This is a genomic window from Pseudonocardia endophytica (assembly GCF_004339565.1).
GTDB lineage: Bacteria > Actinomycetota > Actinomycetes > Mycobacteriales > Pseudonocardiaceae > Pseudonocardia > Pseudonocardia endophytica.
Genome location: NZ_SMFZ01000001.1, coordinates 3,111,078 through 3,127,908 on the forward strand (window position 1 = coordinate 3,111,078; position 16,831 = coordinate 3,127,908).

The 16,831-nt window shown below is 75.0% G+C and carries 12 protein-coding genes; 6 read left to right on the top strand and 6 right to left on the bottom strand.

Features of this window, described 5'->3' with window-relative positions; all coding sequences use genetic code 11:
• Nucleotides 1-56: 56 nt before the first annotated feature.
• On the top strand, nucleotides 57-665 hold the full coding sequence (locus EV378_RS14245) for a TetR/AcrR family transcriptional regulator (protein ID WP_207908666.1): 609 nt from the start codon (nucleotides 57-59) through the stop codon (nucleotides 663-665).
• A 169-nt stretch (nucleotides 666-834) separates the two neighbouring features.
• Here the strand turns inward: EV378_RS14245 and EV378_RS14250 are convergent, their stop codons facing one another.
• The 5 genes from EV378_RS14250 to EV378_RS35345 all read right to left on the bottom strand — a co-directional run bounded on the left by EV378_RS14250 (nucleotide 835) and on the right by EV378_RS35345 (nucleotide 9,676).
• Nucleotides 835-1,293 carry a rhodanese-like domain-containing protein gene (locus tag EV378_RS14250; RefSeq protein WP_243653452.1) on the bottom strand — a complete coding sequence of 153 codons (459 nt, stop codon included), beginning with the start codon at nucleotides 1,291-1,293 and terminating at the stop codon, nucleotides 835-837.
• A gap of 26 nt (nucleotides 1,294-1,319) precedes the next feature.
• Nucleotides 1,320-1,886 (bottom strand): cysteine dioxygenase, encoded by a 567-nt coding sequence (locus EV378_RS14255; protein ID WP_132425130.1) that lies wholly within the window; start codon nucleotides 1,884-1,886, stop codon nucleotides 1,320-1,322.
• Nucleotides 1,887-2,108: 222 nt separating this feature from the next.
• Nucleotides 2,109-7,694: a SpoIIE family protein phosphatase gene (locus EV378_RS14260; RefSeq protein WP_132425133.1), complete on the bottom strand. Its 5,586-nt coding sequence runs from the start codon at nucleotides 7,692-7,694 to the stop codon at nucleotides 2,109-2,111.
• A 99-nt stretch (nucleotides 7,695-7,793) separates the two neighbouring features.
• Entirely contained in the window at nucleotides 7,794-8,648 is an 855-nt protein-coding gene (locus EV378_RS14265) for an alpha/beta hydrolase (protein ID WP_132425136.1), read from the bottom strand.
• Nucleotides 8,645-9,676, bottom strand: a complete 1,032-nt coding sequence (locus EV378_RS35345; RefSeq protein WP_165922284.1) for a carboxypeptidase-like regulatory domain-containing protein — start codon at nucleotides 9,674-9,676, stop codon at nucleotides 8,645-8,647. The genes EV378_RS14265 and EV378_RS35345 overlap by 4 nt, the downstream gene beginning before the upstream one ends.
• A gap of 7 nt (nucleotides 9,677-9,683) precedes the next feature.
• Here EV378_RS35345 and EV378_RS35350 point away from each other — a divergent pair, with 7 nt between their 5' ends.
• From EV378_RS35350 to EV378_RS14285, 3 genes are all read left to right on the top strand, one after another.
• Complete coding sequence (locus EV378_RS35350; protein WP_165922285.1) at nucleotides 9,684-11,660, top strand: hypothetical protein; 1,977 nt, start codon at nucleotides 9,684-9,686, stop codon at nucleotides 11,658-11,660.
• Nucleotides 11,661-11,758: 98 nt separating this feature from the next.
• Nucleotides 11,759-13,759 (top strand): 4-alpha-glucanotransferase, encoded by a 2,001-nt coding sequence (gene malQ, locus EV378_RS14280; RefSeq protein ID WP_132425142.1) that lies wholly within the window; start codon nucleotides 11,759-11,761, stop codon nucleotides 13,757-13,759.
• Nucleotides 13,756-14,580 (top strand): 2-keto-4-pentenoate hydratase, encoded by an 825-nt coding sequence (locus tag EV378_RS14285; RefSeq protein WP_132425145.1) that lies wholly within the window; start codon nucleotides 13,756-13,758, stop codon nucleotides 14,578-14,580. The genes malQ and EV378_RS14285 overlap by 4 nt, the downstream gene beginning before the upstream one ends.
• Nucleotides 14,581-14,586: 6 nt before the next feature.
• Here EV378_RS14285 and EV378_RS14290 read toward each other — a convergent pair whose 3' ends face one another.
• The gene (locus EV378_RS14290; RefSeq protein WP_132425148.1) at nucleotides 14,587-15,462 is read right to left on the bottom strand and encodes a diacylglycerol/lipid kinase family protein; all 876 of its coding nucleotides are present in this window, start codon (nucleotides 15,460-15,462) and stop codon (nucleotides 14,587-14,589) included.
• 162 nt (nucleotides 15,463-15,624) lie between these two features.
• On the opposite strand from EV378_RS14290, the gene EV378_RS14295 reads away from it, so the two are divergent.
• Together EV378_RS14295 and EV378_RS14300 are read left to right on the top strand one after the other, a co-directional pair.
• Nucleotides 15,625-16,425 (top strand): SDR family NAD(P)-dependent oxidoreductase, encoded by an 801-nt coding sequence (locus EV378_RS14295; RefSeq protein ID WP_132425151.1) that lies wholly within the window; start codon nucleotides 15,625-15,627, stop codon nucleotides 16,423-16,425.
• A gap of 31 nt (nucleotides 16,426-16,456) precedes the next feature.
• Nucleotides 16,457-16,828: an RNA-binding S4 domain-containing protein gene (locus tag EV378_RS14300; RefSeq protein ID WP_132425154.1), complete on the top strand. Its 372-nt coding sequence runs from the start codon at nucleotides 16,457-16,459 to the stop codon at nucleotides 16,826-16,828.
• Nucleotides 16,829-16,831: the final 3 nt, after the last annotated feature.

The window sequence follows — 16,831 nt, forward strand, 5'->3', positions numbered from 1 at the left end:
TCCTCGATGCTGACACGAGCGATCACTCGCGTTCAATTCGCGTTTCCGGACGACCGGTGACCGGCCGCCGGGTTCCGCAGCAGGAGCGGTCCCGCGCGATGGTGGAACGGATCGTCGCCGCGGCCGAGGACGTCGTCGCCGAGCGCGGCTACGACGGCACCTCGACGAACCGCGTCGCCACCCGTGCCGGCGTCAGCCCCGGCTCGCTCTACCAGTACTTCCCGGACAAGGACGCGCTGATCACCGAGGTGCTGGACCGGTACGTGACGGCGCTCGAGGCTCGCATCTCGGCCGCATTCCCCGGGCGGCTCGGACCGGACCTGTCGCCCGCGTCGATCCGCGGGGTGGTGTCCGAGCTGGTGGACGCGCTGGCCGAGCGGCCCGCCCTGCTGCGGGTGCTGTCCGAGCGGCTCCCGCGCACGGCGGGCCACCGGCGGGTCGCGTTCGCGCAGCGGATCGACAACGTCACGACGACGGCGCTGCGGTTCCGTAACGGCCCTGACCCGCTGGTCCCTGTGGAAGCCGTTGCCTGGGTCGTCGTGCGCACGGTCGAGCACGTCGCGATCAGCTACGTGCTCGAGGAACCCGACCTGGAGCGGTCCATGGTCGTCGACGAGCTGTGCACGCTCGTGTCCGCCTACCTACGACTGCGGGCCGCTCCGTGACACCGGCGTGTCGGCGGGACCGGGTCGGCGTCCACGGGCCGTCGGCGCGCTCCCGCCGGAACGTCACGCTCGACCACCCCCGTGCGATCGAGTGGTGGGTTCGGACGGCGATCACCGCCGAAACGTCACAGTCGATCGCGGCACGGCCGTCGAGTGGCGGGGTCGGGCGTCAGCGCGGGTCGGCTCCACCCGGCTGCGCGGGGACGGCGTCAGGGTCGGCCGGGACCGTCGGCAGGCCGGCCGCCTGCCAGGCGAGGAACCCGCCGTCGATGTCGGTGGCCCGGTGCAGCCCGATGTCCTGCAGCGACGCGGCCGCGAGGCTGGAGGCGTAACCCTCGGTGCAGAACAGCACCCACCGCACGTCGTGGTCGATCGCCTCCGGGATCCGGGCGCCGGACGTGGGGTCGAGGCGCCACTCGATGTGGTTGCGCTCCACCCACAGTGCACCGGGGATCGTGCCGAACTTCTCCCGCTGCCACGCCGGACGGGTGTCCACCAGGTACGCGCCGTCCTCGACGAGCCCGGCCGCCTTCGTCGGGTCCGGACGGTTCAGCCGGGCGCGCGCGTCGGCCAGGACGTCGGCGATCGTGCGGCGCTGAGCTGATGATTCGCTCGCACGCTCGCTCACTGCCGACGATCCGCCCGCAGGCTCGCTCATCCGACGCCCTGTCCGGGCTCGACGAGCTCGGTGCGCAGCCTGCGCAGCCGGGTGCCGGAACCGCCGGGGGCGTTCTCGACGTCGTAGTAGGACATCGCCGACAGCGGCGGCGAGTAGGCGTGCACGCTGACCGCGGGCTCGGCCGTCGTGTTCGCGACGTCGTGCACGTGGCCGAGCGGGAACCCGGCACCCCGGCCGAGACGCAGCGTGCGGGTGCGCAGTCCGGCGTCGCCCGTCCAGCGCCGTTCGGTCAGCGCACCGGAGACGACGGTGAGCGCCCCGAGCGAGCCGGCGTGGTCGTGCAGCTCCGCGATCTGCTCGGTCGCCCAGCTGATCAGCCAGATGTCGCAGAAGCCGTCGCTGCGCAGCAGCTTGTACCAGCGCCGCTCCGGATCGACGATCACCTCGTGTTCGCCCCTGCGGACCTCGGCGGCGATCCGCCGGGTCAGATCGCGCAGGTCCTCGATGCCGTACGGCGTCGGGGCCGGTGACGCGGAACGGACGTTCCGGACGGAACGGACAGCAGAGAGCGACGAGCGCGCGGCAGCCGACGGGGCGTCCACAGTGAATTCTCCAGGTGCGTGTCGAACGAGTGAGCGGGGAGGCGGAGGAGCTGGCTCAACTCGGACAGCACTGGTCGAAACAGTAAGCGCGGCGGGCACCCCAGATCTCTCCGAGATGCGCTGCCGGTGCTTCTGCCACGAACGCCTTTCTACTACCTGCGGACCTCGCCTTCAACGGCCGTTCCGGCGAACGAGAAGTCCGCCAGGGGTGTCCGGACAGGCTCAGCTGTCGTCGGAGAGCCCGATCACGGAGTCCAACCCGGACAGCACGAGCGCACGGCGGGCCTGGCTCCCGGCCGGGGCCACCAGCGAGAGCGACGTGCCCTCGGCCCGCATCCGGCGCGCGACCTCGGACAACAGCGCGATCCCTGCGCTGCTGACGAACGCGTCCCTGCCCAGGCTCAGCGTCACCACCGGACGGCTCTGGGCCAGCTGCTCGAACAACGACGTCCGGATCGACGCCACGCCACCGAGATCCAGATCACCGACGACGGTCAGCCGCAGACCGTGCCGGTCCGGCGTCGCGCGCAGCCGGGTGCGGTCCGGCGGCGTGGACGCCTCACCGGGCTCCGCCTCCACCGGGCGCCCCGGGTCCGCCTCGCCCGCGACGAACTCGACCGGCGGTCCGGCCCCCGGCGTTCCGATCTCGACCGGGATCGACGGGAGCCGGAAGCGGACCAGCGTGCCCCCGTCCGACGGCGCGACGACGACCTCCTCGGCGAGCTCGCGGATCAGCGCGATCCCGCGTCCCCGGTAGCCGGGGTCGGCAGGCGGTGGCCGCCACGTCCCGTGGTCGGCGATCTCGACGGCGACGGCGCCGTCCGGGCGCAGCGCCAGTCCGATGTCGACGGTCGCGGTGGCGCCCGGCACCGGGCCACCCAGGTAGGCGTGCTCGATCGCGTTCGTGGTCGCCTCGCCGACCGTCAGCTGGAGGTCGCTGCGCGCGTCGGCACCCATGCCGCACGCGTCGCACCAGGCGTCGACGGTCCGCCGCAGCGGCGCCAGCCGGGTCGGGTCGGCCGCGACCTCGAGCCGCAGCGGGGCCGGCATGTAGCGCGCCACCAGGACGACCGTGTCGTCCGGGATCGCCGACCCCTCCGACATGCGGCTCAGCAGCGCGTCGGCCATGTCCCGCGGCTGGGCGGCGGACAGCTCGCCGAACGCGGTGGCCAGGCGGGCCAGGCCGTCGTCCACGACCTCGCCGCGGCGCTCGAACAGGCCGTCCGAGCAGAGCAGGACCGTCTCCCCCGGCTCCATCCGGTCCGAGTCCTCGACGAACGGCGGCCGACCGGAGATCCCGAGCGGCACCCCGCGGCCCTTGTCCAGCATCCGCACACCGCCGGGCCCGGCCAGCAGCGGCGGCGGGTGCCCCGCGCTGGCGTAGCAGATCTCGCCGGTCGCGGTGTCGATCACCGCGCACGCGACCGTGCTGGCCATGGCGCCGCTGACCCGCAGCGCGAACTGGTCGAGCTGCTCGAGCGCGCCCGCCGGGCTCTGCCCGTTCACCAGGTTCGCCGCGACGGCGCTGCGCAGCTGCCCCATCACGGCGGCCGCGGACGGACCGCGCCCGACGACGTCGCCGACGACGAGCGCGACCTTCGCGTCGTCGAGCGCCAGCACGTCGAACCAGTCGCCGCCCGCCTCGGTGCCCTGCGTGCCGGGGCGGTAGCGGGTGGCCAGGGACATCCGGTCCAGCTCGGGGAGCTTCTGCGGGAGGAGGCTGCGCTGCAACGTCTCCGCGACCTCGTGCTCGGCCGCGTGCAGCTGCGCGCGCACGATCGACTGGGCGCACTGGTTCACGAGTGTCAGCACGAAGCTGCGCTGCTCGGCGGTGAACGCGGGCTCGGACTCGAAGCGGAAGCCGAGCACGCCGATCGGGCGGGCGGCCACCATCAGCGGCACCGCGGTCTGGACCGGGTAGGGCTCGTCCTCGGGCGCCGCGGCGCTCCACAGCGGCTCCCCGGTCGCGACGGCGCGGCTCAGCGGGTGGGTGCGACCGAGCGGCCCGGTGGTGGCGGCCGGGTCGGACGGCCAGCCGTCCTCGGCGATCGGTCCGAGCACGCCGTTGTCGCCGATCGCGAGCAGCACGACGGCCTCGGCCTCCACCGACGACCGTCCGTGCTCGACGATCACCTCGGCCACCGACTCCAGGTCGGTGGCCCGCGACAGCGCCGTCGCGATCGAGCCGAGCCGCTCGGCGAGCCGCCGCGCCTCCGTCTCCACCTCGAGCATCGACGCGCGGTCGAGCGCCTGCGCGGCCAGCTCGGCGACGGCGACGGCCGCCTCGCGCTCCGGCCCGGACAGCACGCGCTCGTGCAGGAACCCGACGGCCAGCACACCGAGTGTCCGTCCACCGGCGATCAACGGCAGGTATCCGACGGTCTCCGCGCCGTCCGGCACGAGCCCGACCTGCGCGGGGAACCGCTGCGCCCAGTCCTGCGACGACGGCAGCCACAGCGGGACCCGTTCGCGCAGCACCTCCCCGAACGCGAGCGGGGCGTCCGCCCGGAGCTGCCCGGCGCGCGACCACAGCGCGTCGTCCCATCCGTGCCCGGTCAGCGCACGCAGCCACTGCCCGCGCAGCTCCCACACACCGGAGTAGTCGGCGTCCAGCAGGTCGACGATGTGGTCGGCGGCGATGGCGGCGACGTCGCCCGCCGTCGCCGCGGCCGACATCCGCGCGGTCGCCCTGTGCAGCAGCCCGAGCCGCTGCGCGGTGGCCCGCTCCTGCTCCAGCAGGCGCGCGTTGTCCACCGCGAGGCCCGCCCTGCGGCCGACCTCGGAGACCAGGTCGAGGTCGTCGGCGGTGTAGTCGTCCCCCGGCTCGCAGCGGGCGACGGTCAGCCGCGCGCCGGTCCGCCCGCGCGCGGGGAGCGGGACGACCATGGCCGACCGGATCGGGACCCGTTCCCACGCCGCCCGCTGCGCTGCGGGCAGTGCGGCGAGCGCGGCGTCGAGACGGTCGGTGCCGATCGGCTGGTGCTCGATCGGCCCGGTGTCCGGGGAGAGCGGGCCGAGCTCCCACAGCGGCGGCTCCAGCGCCGCGCGGGACGCCGCCGCGGCCAGCGGTGCCGTGCCGCCCTCGGTGCCCGCCTCGTGCACGAGCGCGATGTCCGCGAGCCCTTCGTCGACGACGGCGCGGGCCAGCTGGTCGGTCCGCCCGGTCCGGGTGATCGCGCGCTCCAGCGACTCGCCGACCTCGGAGTAGATCCGGTGCCTGCGCTGCTCGCGGTGCTGCGCGTCGATGTCCAGGCAGCCGCCGACGTAGCCGACGGCGCGGTCCGCCCCGCCGACCGGCGCGCCGCGGTCGAGCACCCAGCGGTGCCTGCCGCTGCCGTCGAGCAGCCGGTACTCGACCTCGAACGGCGCGGTCGCTCGCGTCGCCGCCGTCGTGACCGAGCGGTAGCGCTCCCGGTCGTCCGGGTGGATCCGGCGCCGCCAGTCCAGCCCCAGCTCCCCGGAGGGCTCTGTGACGCCGGTGAAGTCCAGCCAACCGCGGTTCACGAACACCCGGTGCCCGCCAGGGTCGTCGACCCAGATGAGCGCCGGTGTCGAGTCGGCCATCGCGCGGAACTGGAGCTCCGCGGCCCGTCGCACCCGGCCCAGCTGCAGGTGGTTCGCGACGCGCGCCAGCAGCTCGCGCGAGGAGAACGGCTTGACGAGATAGTCGTCGGCGCCGGCGGCAAGGCCCTCGACAGCGGCCTCCTCCCCCGCCCGCGAGGACAGCAGCACGACCGGGACGCCCGCGGTGCGGGTGTCGGTGCGCAGCGCGCGCAACAGGCCGATGCCGTCCAGACCGGGCAGGGACACGTCGGCGACGACGAGGTCCGGCGGCGCCGAGCGTGCGGCGTCCAGCGCCTCGGTCCCGCTCGTCACGACCTGCGGCGTCCACCGCTCGGACAGCAGGTGCTGCAGGTAGGAGCGCATGTCCGCGTCGTCGTCGACGACGAGCACCCGGTCCTTGTGGTCCAGGCTCAGCCCGCCGACGTCGAGCGTCCCTTCGGTGGTCGGCTCACCGCCGTTCGCGGGGCCGATGTCGAGCGACGGGGCGCCGGTGTCACGACGGGCCGGATCCGGCATCCAGCGCAGCGCCTCGGCGACGTACGGGTTCGCCAGCGACGGCACGGTGCGGGCACCGACGCCGGTGCGCACCAGGCGGTCCGACGGCAGGTGCGCGAACCCGAGCGGGACGCGGACGGTGAACGTGCTGCCGGTCCCCGGCGTGCTGGTGACGTCGACCGATCCGCCGTGGATCCGGACGAGCTGCTGCACCAGCGACAGTCCCAGCCCGCTGCCGTCCTGGGAGCGGGCCGCGGTGTCCCGGACCCGGTGGAAGCGCTGGAAGACCTGCTCGAGGCGCTCCGGCGCGATCCCGACACCGGTGTCGCTCACCTGGAGCACGGCCTGCTCTCCGGACACCGTCAGCGAGACCGACACCCCGCCGTCGTGGGTGAACTTGACGGCGTTGCTGAGCAGGTTGAGGACGATCTTCTCCCACATGTCCCGGTCGATCCAGACCGGGCGGTCGGTGGGCGGGCAGTCCACGGTCAGGGTCAGGCCGGCCCGGTCGGTGACCGGCTCGAACGCCGCGGCGAGCTCCGCCGTCGTCGTGCCCAGCTCGGTCGGCGCGAACATGCCGTCCGGGCGTCCGGAGTTCAGGCTGGACACGTCGAGCAGGCCGTTGACGAGCTTGAGCATCCGCTGCGCGTTGCGCTGGGCCAGCGCGATCTCGTGGCGCACGGCCGGGTCGGCGTGCTCGCGCAGCCGCTCGAGCGGCCCAAGCACGAGCGTCAGCGGCGTGCGGAACTCGTCGCCGAGCGACGCGTAGTAGCCGGTGCGGACCTGCTCGGTGCGGGCCTGGCCGTCCCGGACCGTCCGGTCGACCTCCTGCGCCGCGGCGACCGTCAGCGCCGTGCCGATGTGGCCGATCACCATGCGCAGGAACGCCTGCTGGTCGTCGTCCATCTGCTGCTGCGGCGCTCCGCCCAGCACGATGCCGCGGGTGACCGTGCCGTCCGGGGTGCGCAGCAGGCCGCGCACGATGTGGCGGACCGGGGCGTGGTGGCCGTCGACCGGTGTCGGGGCGGTCTCGCGGAAGATCAGCGGCTCGGCCGCCAGCTCCGGCTCGCCCGGCGTCCAGTCCGGCGGCGGGTCGGCGACCCCGACGGTGACCCGCTCGGCGTCGCCCGCCGGGTCGTAGATCACCGCGCACGGGATGTCGTCACCGGCGGGCGCCAGGACCGCGGCCAGGCGCTGGACCACGACGCCGACCGACGGCGCGTCCCTGGCGATCTCGCCCAGCGACGCGAGGAGCCGCATCCGGCGGGCCCCGACGACCTTGGCGGTCGTCTCGTTGCACATGGTGATCATCCCGAGCACCTGGCCCTCGGAGCCGCGGACCGGGGTGGCCGAGTACTGCCAGTACGTCGCCTCCTGGCGCCCGACCCGGTCCAGGACGATCGCGTCGTCCTCGCGGTAGATGCCGTGCAGCGTGCCGCGCCGGATGGCGTCCAGGTCGTCGGCGAGGTGGCTCGCGATCTCCGGCCAGCCCTCCGCCAGCGGCCGCGCGAACGACGACGGGTGCCGGTGACCGGCCGACGCGACGAACGCGTCGTTGTAGAGCAGGGTGTCCTGCGCTCCCCACCAGACGACCATCGGCTGGCGGATCTCGAGCAGGAACCGGAGCGAGTCCTCCAGCTCCCGGTCCCAGCCCTCGCGTGGCCCGAGCGGCGTGGCCGCCCAGTCGGTCCGCTCGACCAGCTCGTGCACCGACACCGTCGTCGCGTTCCCGGTCGTCTCGACCGCCACCGCCACCTCCTGGCACACCCCGCGGCCCGCAGGATATCCGCCATCCGGCCGTCGCGTCGCTCGGCGGGTGTCGATCACCGCCGGGGCGTGACCGTCGAGTCAGGCCGGCCCGGTGGCGGCCTTCCGGTGCTCGGCGAGCCACTCGCGCAGGTCCGCGAGCGGCTCGGCGCGGCCGGGCTCGTGGTAGATCTCGTGCCAGAGGCCGTCGTACCAGCGCACGGTCGTGTCCGGGGATCCGCTGGCGTCCTCGAGCGCGCGGGTCCCGGCCGGGTCGGTCAGCGCGTCGGCCGTACCGTGCTGGACCAGCAGCGGCAGGCGCAGGTCGCCGACCTTGCCGGGCAGCTCGTCCATCTGCTCGTAGATCGCGGCACCGAGCGCGAGCGTCGGCTTGCCGTGGTGCACCAGCGGGTCGGCCCGGTAGTCCGCGACGACGGCCGGGTCGCTGCTGATCTTCGAGTCGTCGATCCCGACCGGCCGGATCGTCGGCAGGACCTTCGCGACGACCGACAGCACCGGCACGACGGCCTGCGGCACGGCGTCGCTGGCCAGCGCGGGCGCGGACAGGACGAGCCCGGTCAGCGCCTTCTCGTGCACGACCGTGTAGGCCAGCGCGATCTGCCCGCCGAGGCTGTGCCCGAGCAGGAACACGGGCAGCCCGGGATGGCGTGCGACGACGGCGCTGCGGAACGTCTCGAAGTCGTCGACCAGGTCCCGGTAGCGCTTGGCGTGCACGCGGGTGCCGCCGGACCGTCCGTGCCCGCGGTGGTCGAGGCCGTACACGGCCCAGCCGTCGGGCACGAGCTCGTCGACGACGCTCTGGTAGCGCCCGGAGTGCTCCCCGATCCCGTGGCTGACCAGCAGCACCCCGGTCGGCCCGCCGTCCGGGAGCCATCCCTGCCAGAACAGGTCGACGCCGTCGACACCCGCCAGCCGGCCCTCCACGTGCCGCGTCACCCCGGGCTCCCGGCCGCGACGAGGTCCTGTTCGACGTCGGCCTCCGGTGGGACGAGCACGGTCACGTCCGTCCCGTCCCCGGCGACCAGCCGGTAGTGGCCCGCGTCCAGATCGGCGAACCGGAACGTGCCGTCGCTGCCGCTGTCCGCGCTGTCCAGCGTCTCGCCGTCCTGCTCGAGTGCGACCGTCACGCCGGGTCGGGGCGCACCGGCCGGGGAAAGGACCGCGCCGTGCACGGCGGACGACCGCGCGAGCGTGACGCCGACCCGGACCGGCTCGTCGGCGACGGAGCACGGCGTCACCCGCGTCTGGAAGCCGGACGCCGACGCGACGACGACATACTGCCCGGCCCCTGGCGCGCGCAGCCTCGCGTCGCCCGCGGCGCCGGTGCTCGCCGACCCGGCGGGGGCGCCCGATCCGTCCACCATGGACAGCGCGACGCCGGTGAGGGGGCGCGAGTCCCGGTCGGACACCTGGACGTCGACGTCCTGGGCCGGCGTGGACGGCACCGGTGCACGACGGGCGGAGGACGCGGCGCTGAACGCCACGACCTGCTCCGGCGCGGCCCCGGCGGAGGATGTGGCGGGCGGGGGTGCGACGACGGCCGCTCCGGAATCCGACGACGCGGAGGGCATCGCGTCCTCGGTCGAGGTGCTGGACGGGGTTGCCTCCACGGTCGCTGAGTCCGCGACCGGGCGATCCGTCGACGGCCGCTCCGTCGACGACGTGCCGACGGACGAACCGAACGGGGCCGACGGCGCGGGGGCCGTTTCCTCGGCGTCGACCTTCCCGGCGTCGGCCTCCCCCGCGTCGGCCTTGTCCGCGTCGGCCTTGTCCGCGTCGGCCTTGTCCGCGTCGGCCTTGTCCGCGTCGGCCTTGTCCGCGTCGGCCTTGTCCGCGTCGGCCTTGCCCGCGTCGGCCCTCCCCGCTCCCGTCGACGGCTCGTCCGAGTGCGAACGGGACGTGGCGGCACCGACCGCCGCCGCTCCGGCAGTCAGCCCGGCGACCGCCGCGACGCCGGTGACCACGGAGCCCGTGGAGCTCGACCCTCCTGCGTCCTCGCCACCGGACGAGCCGGACGAGGCCGGCTGTGACCCGGACGTCGCCGTCCGAGCCGACGCCGGCGCGGTCGGCACCGAGTCGGGCGTGGAGCCGGACGCCGGGGAGCCGGACGCGGGGCCGTCGGACGTGAACCCGCCGGGTGTCGAGGTGCCGGACGCCGAGGAGCCGGGCTCGCCAGAACCGGACCCGACCGAGGTGGACGCGGTGGACGTCGAGCCGCCGGGCGGCGCGGTCGTGTCGTCCTGTTCGGCCGACGTGCTGGTGGCGGAGGTCGACGGGGAGGGCTCCTCGGAGGGCCGAGTGTCGGAGAGCGAACTGGACGTACTCGTCGCGACCGGGCCGGTGACGGCGGCGCCGGCCGGCTCGTCCGACGCCGCCCGCTCGTCGTCCGGGGCGGGGCCGGTCGGGGCCGCGGACCGCATCACCCGTGGCGCCGGGCGGGGCGGGGGCTCGTCGTCGGTCTCGGTCGTGGTGCTCCCGGTGCGCGGGGCGGGCGACGGGCGGGGGGAGGCGGTGGTGGGCGGCTCGTCCGGATCGGTCGCGGACAGCGCAGTGGACGTGCCCTCGCCGTCCTCGGAGTCCTGCCCGGAGCGGGATCCCGCTACGGACGCCGTCGCCGCGGCGCCTGCCACGCCGGCGGCCGCCGCAGCAATTCCACTCCCCGCGGCGCGCGCGGGGCGGGGAGACGGCGAGGGCCGCGGCGCGGCCGGTGACGACGCGGGCTCGGGCTCCTCCGTCGACTCCGGCGACCGGCTGGACTGCTCGGGCACGCGGCCGACACGTCCCGCCATCCGGTCGCGCGCCTCCCGGAACTCGCGCTCGGTGTCCCCTCCGGAGCGCTTCCCGCCGGTGGACGGGACAGCGGTGACGCGTTTGACCAGGTCCGGGTCGACCGGCGACTGGGACTGCTGCCGGGGCGGGGCCGACGGGCGAGCCGTCTCGCCGGTCGCCCCGGACCGCGTGGAGCCCGGCTGCGCGGAACCGGGCGAGCCGCCTGCCGTCTCCGCTCCGGTGCTCCCCGCCGCCGTCGTCCCGGCGGCGTCGGACGTCTCTGCGTCACGCCCGGTCTGCGGCGTCGCCGATCCCGAGCCCGGACGGGGAGCCGTCGCGGGCGCAGGAGGTGTGACCTGCCGGCCGCCGACGAAACCGCGCGCCCACGGAGCGCTCACCGGTCCGGTGTCCGCGTCCGAACCGGGCCGGGACTTCGACGAGGTCGTGGCCGCAGCATCCTCGTCCGACTCACCGGACCCGGAGGACACGGAGGATCCGGAGACCGCAGTCCCCGAGGCCCCCGCCGACGACGCCGTCGCCGCGGCCGTCGCATCCGGCGTCGTATCCGGCGTCGCGTCGGTCAACGCGTCCGACGACGTGCTCGCCGCCGGGGTGCCCGCGCCCGGCCCGGTCGCGGTGACCGTGGCGTCCGTCGTGGCGTCGGTCGTCGTCGCGGAGGTGGAGTGGCGGCCCGCAGCCCCGATCCGGTCGTGCTCCGCGCGACCCGGCTCGTCCGGCGCGCCGCCGGACGGGTCCGCACCGGACGACGACTCGGCCGGGTCACTATCCCCCGAGTCCGACGGATCCACGGGACCGGCACCGGAGGTCGCGACCGGACCGGTGGCGTCGTCGTCGGAGTCAGCGGGCTCCTCGCCTGCGGCGGGCTGCGGTTCGTCGACTCCCGACCGGCGGCGGTCGACCAGCTCACCGACCGTCCGCGGCGGGCTCGCCGGGTCTCCGCCCCGCCCCCCGCGTCGTCCGCGCAGCAGGAAACCCGCGATACCGATCGCCACCAGCACCACCACCAAGAGCCCGAGCAGGGCCATCGTCGACATCCGCCAGATCCTCCCGCCGGGGCAGAGCGGACCGGTCGGGCCACGGTCGTCGCGGGGCCGTCGGCCCCGGCGCGGCACGCGGCTCCGGTCCCTGCGTCCGGCGACGAACGGTAGCACCGGGTGACCGCCCGACACGGTGACCGAACGAGGTCCGCGTGTCGACATCAGGGCTGCTCAGCACGTGTGCGCGCGGGGTGAGCACCGATCGACGAGGATCGTGCGATGACACGTGACACGGACGGAGCAACCGTCGACGACGATCTCGCGGAGATCGCCCGCGCGCACGGGGTCGCCGTGTCGTACCTCGACGGCGCGCGGCGCGAGCACCACGTGGACGCGGACGTCGTCGTCGAGGTGCTCGCCCTGCTCGGAGTGGACGCCTCGACCCCGGACTCCCGGCGGGACGCGCTGGCGGCCGCACGGCAACGGGACGCGCTGCCCGCGACGATCGGCATGCGCGCCGACCGGGCCAGGCCGATCCCCGCGGACGGCGTCCTGACCGCTGAGGACGGGACCCGGCGCGACGTGGACGGCGAGCTCCCGGCAGGTCTCGAACCCGGCCGCTACACGCTGGAGACGCCGGAGCGGACGGCGACCGTCGTCGTCGCACCGCCCGCTCTTCCGGACCCGCCGCGGACCTGGGGATGGATGCTGCAGCTCTACGCGCTGCACTCGGCGCGCTCGTGGGGGATCGGCGACCTCGGCGACCTGGCCGACCTCGTCCGCACCACGGGGCGTGAGCACGGAGCCGGAGCGGTCCTGCTCAACCCGCTGCACGCGATCACGCCGGTGCCCCCCGTACAGCCCTCGCCGTACACGCCGTCGAGCAGGCGGTTCACGACGCCGCTGGCGATCCGCGTGACCGACCTCCCCGCCTACGCGGCGGCCGACCCGTCGACGCGCGCGGAGGTGGACGCCCTTCGCCCCGAGCAGGCGGGCGATCGGATCGAGCACGACCGGGTGTGGGCCGCCAAACGCTCGGCGCTGGAGCTGTTGTGGCGCAACGAAGGCCGCCCGGAACCGCGTGATCCCGAGCCCGGACTGGAGAGATTCGCGACGTACTGCGCGCTCGCCGAGCGGTACGGCGGACGCTGGGGCCGGTGGCCGGAGGAGCTGCGCGACCCCGGATCGGACGCCGTCGCCGCCGCCCGCGCCGAGTTGGCCCCGCGCGTCGCGTTCCACGGGTGGGTCCAGGAACAGGCGGCCGCGCAGCTCGCCGACGTCCGCCGGGCCACGCGCGAGGCCGGCATGCCGGTCGGCGTCATCCACGACCTCGCCGTCGGCTGCGACCCAGAGGGCGCCGACGCCTGGGCATGGGCGGACGTGCTGGCCCTGAACGCGTCGATCGGCGCCCCGCCGGACGCCTTCAACCAGCGCGGTCAGACGTGGGGCCTGCCGCCGTGGCGCCCCGACCGGCTCGCCGAGACCGGCTACGCGGCGTTCCGGGACATGGTCCGCGCGCTGCTCGGGCACGCCGACGGGCTGCGGATCGACCACGTGATGGGTCTGTGGCGGCTGTGGTGGGTTCCCGAGGGCCGGTCGGCGGATCGCGGGACGTACGTGTCCTACGACGCCGACGCGATGCTCGCGACGCTGCTGCTGGAGGCGCACCGGGCCGGCGCGCTGATCGTCGGCGAGGACCTCGGCACGGTGCTGCCCGAGGTGCGCGAGGAGATGGACCGCTCCCACGTGTACGGCTCGACCGTGCTCTGGTTCTCCCGCGACCCCGACCCGGAGACCGGGGGCGACGACGGGCCGTTGCAGCCGCCGTCGCGCTGGCCGGAACGGTCCGTCGCGACGATCTCGACGCACGACCTGCCGACCGCGCCCGGGTTCCTGCGCGGCGAGCACGTCCGGGTCCGCGCCGAGCTCGGGCTCCTCGACGACCCGGCCGCGGAACGGGCGAAGGCCGCCGCCGAGCGGGCCGAGCTGGTGGCGCTGCTCGTCGACGAGGGCCATCTGGAATCGGTGGACGCCGACGAGGACGCGATCGTCGTCGCGATGCACGCGCTGCTGGCGTCGGCACCGTGCCGGCTGGTGCTGGCGTCGCTCTACGACGTGCTCGGCGAGACCCGGCAGCCGAACCTGCCCGGCACCGTCGACGAGTACCCGAACTGGCGGCTGCCGCTCCCCGTCGGGCTGGAGCGGGCGATGTCCGACCCGCGGGTGTCCCGGGTCGCCTCTGTGATGGCCACACGTCGACTGGCAGGATCGGCTGGATGACCGCGGCGCACCCCGTATCCGGCGATCCGGACCCCGACGCCGTCGACCTGGTCCGCGCCGACGGCACCGCGGGCACGCTGTGGCAGGCGTGGACGACGCACGAGCGTCTCGCGTCGCTGCCGGAGCTGCTGCGCCCGCGCACGCCGGCAGAGGGCTTCGCCGCCCAGCAGCGGCTGGCCGAGCGGGCCGGGCCGGCCTACGGCTGGAAGCTCGCCGCCACCGCGGCCGCCGGGCAGGCCCACATCGGCGTCGACGCACCGTTGCCGGGCCCGCTGTTCGAGCGCTTCCGCTACGCGCCCGGCGCCGTGCTGCCGTCCGACGGGCTGTACATGGCCGTCGCCGAGGCGGAGTTCGCGTTCGTGATGGGCGACGACGTCGCCGCCGGCGCGTCGGCCGGCGAGCTGCGGTCCGCCGTGGCGGCCGTGCACTGCGCGATCGAGTTCCCGGAGTCGCGCTTCGCCGACTTCGCGACGGCCGGTGGTCCCCAGCTGCTCGCCGACGCGGCCTGCGCCGGGCTGTTCGTGCTCGGTCCGGAGATCACCGGCGGGCTCGATCTGGACCTGTCCACGACGGGCACCGCATTGTGGATCAACGACGCCGAGCCCGCCACCGGCAGTGGCGGGGCCGTGCTCGGGAATCCGTGGACGGCGCTCGCGTGGCTCGCCGACACGCTTCCGGCGTTCGGGGCCGATCTCGCCGCGGGCAGCGTGGTCACGACCGGGACGACGACCGTGCCGGCGCCCATCGCGGCGGGCGACCGCGTGCGCGCGACGTTCGGTCCGGACGCCGCACTCGGTGAGATCGCGGTCTCGTTCGCCTGAGCGCCGTCAGCGGACGACGGACAGCGCTCCCGGGGCGATCCGGACGCACACGGCGGCGCCGGCCGGCACGTCGTCGATCTCGCCGTCGATCTGCACCGGCATCGGGCCGACCGAGGTGAACCGGAACTCCGCCGTCGCGGGCTGGCGCCCCAGTCCGCTGATCGCCGCCTTGACGGCCGTGAACAGCACCCGCCACTTCGGACGGTGCTCCATCAGGATCACCTCGAACCGGCCGTCGTCCGGGCGACCGTCGGACAGCTCGGCGACCTTCGCCATCTCCGGGATGTTCGCGAGCACCAGGTTGTCGATCCTCCGGCGGTTGCCGTCGGCGAACTCCAGCTCGAACGGCGTGAACCGCCAGAACGAGCGGACCGTCGTCCAGACCTCGCCCAGCGTCCCCTTGCCACCCTTCTCGATCTGCAGCGCGACGACCGGGGTCAGCCCGAACCCGATGTAGGAGTGCGCGTGGTGGACCGGGCGGTCGTCGACGTGCAGCGCGAGCAGGTCCATCGGCTCGGGACGTCCGTCCACGATGGCGTCGCGCAACGGTCGACGGGAGGTGACGCGGTCGTGGTCGTTGGCGTTGCCCGCGGGCAGGACAGCGGCCGCCGCCCCGGTCCCGGGCACGTCCATGATCCCGTTGACGACCTCGTTGTAGCCGCCGTCGCCGCTGGCGGACACGACGAGCGGGTGTCCCGGACCGGCCGCCGTCTTCCGTGCCATGTCCCGTGCGTGGCCGGCGTACTCGGTGGGGCACAGCTCGACCGGAAGATCGGGCCGCGCGGCCCGCAGCTGGTCGCGCAGCTCGTCCGCGAGGGTCGCCGCGTCACCGGTGCTGCCGGGGTTGAACACGACGATCACGGAGTCGATCGGCTCGGCCACGTGGTGAGCCTAGGCGGAATCCGCTCGATCCGGTCGAACCGGGCCGGACCGGATCGTGTCGTCCTGTCGACGATCGGCGGATCCGGCGTTCTCCGGCCACCGGTGGCCGGAGAACGCCTCGGTCCCCGATCACGCCGGGCGTGGATGCGGCACCGTGGGAGCATGGATCTCCGACTGGGTGGCAAGCGGGCCGTCGTGACCGGCGGCAGCCGCGGCATCGGGTACGCGGTGGCGGCGGTGCTCGCCGCCGAGGGTGCGGACGTGGCGATCGTCGCCCGGGACGCCTCGGCGCTCGACGAGGCCGCGGCCCGGCTGCGGGAGGGTGCCCGCGGGCGGGTCGAGACGGTCGTCGCGGACACGTCCGACGACGGGTCGGTGCGGGCCATGGCGGCCACCGTCACCGAGCGGTTCGGCGGGGTCGACGTGCTGGTCAACGCGGCCGCCCGCCCGGCGGGGTCCGGACCGCTGCCGACGCTCTCCGAGATCACCGACGACGCCGTGCGCGTCGAGCTGGAGACGAAGCTGCTCGGCTACCTGCGCTGCGCCCGCGCGCTGGCGCCGCTGATGACGCAGCAGGGATGGGGACGGATCGTCAACGTCAGCGGCCTGAACGCACGGAAGTCGTCGTCGCTGGTCGGGTCCGTGCGCAACGTCGCGGTCGCGTCGATGACGGCGGCGCTGGCCGAGGAACTGGGGCCGCAGGGCGTCAACGTCACCGTCGTGCACCCGGGCCTGACCTGGACCGAGCGGATGCCGGGCCTGATCGCCGACCGCGCCCGCGCGCAGGGCGTCTCCGAGGACCAGGCGCGTGCGGCGCTCGACGCGACGACGACGATCGGGCGGATGACGACGGCCGAGGAGGTCGCCGACGTCGTCGCGTTCCTGTGCTCGCCGCGCGGCGTCGCCGTGAACGGGGACGCGGTCGCCGCCGGTGGCGGGTCGCCGGGCGTCACGTACTACTGAGCACGACGATCCGGTGGCAGGATGGACGGCGATGGAGTCGACCCGCCTGGACCGCTGGCTGTGGTCCGTGCGCTTGGCGAAGACCCGCTCGGACGCGGCGACCGCGTGCCGCGGCGGGCACGTGCGCGTGAACGACCGGCCGGCCAAGCCCGCCACCCCTGTCCGCCCGGGCGACCGGGTCCGGGCCCGGGTCTACGACCGCACGCGCACGGTCGAGGTCACGAAGGTCATCGAGAAGCGTGTCGGGGCGCCGATCGCGCAGGAGTGCTACGTCGACCACACACCTGCCGAGCCGGCCGTCCCGGCGCCGGTGTTCGCCCGCCGGGATCGCGGCGCGGGCCGCCCGACCAAGCGCGACCGGCGTGTCCTCGACCAGCTCCGGTTGTCCCGAAACACCACCTGAACG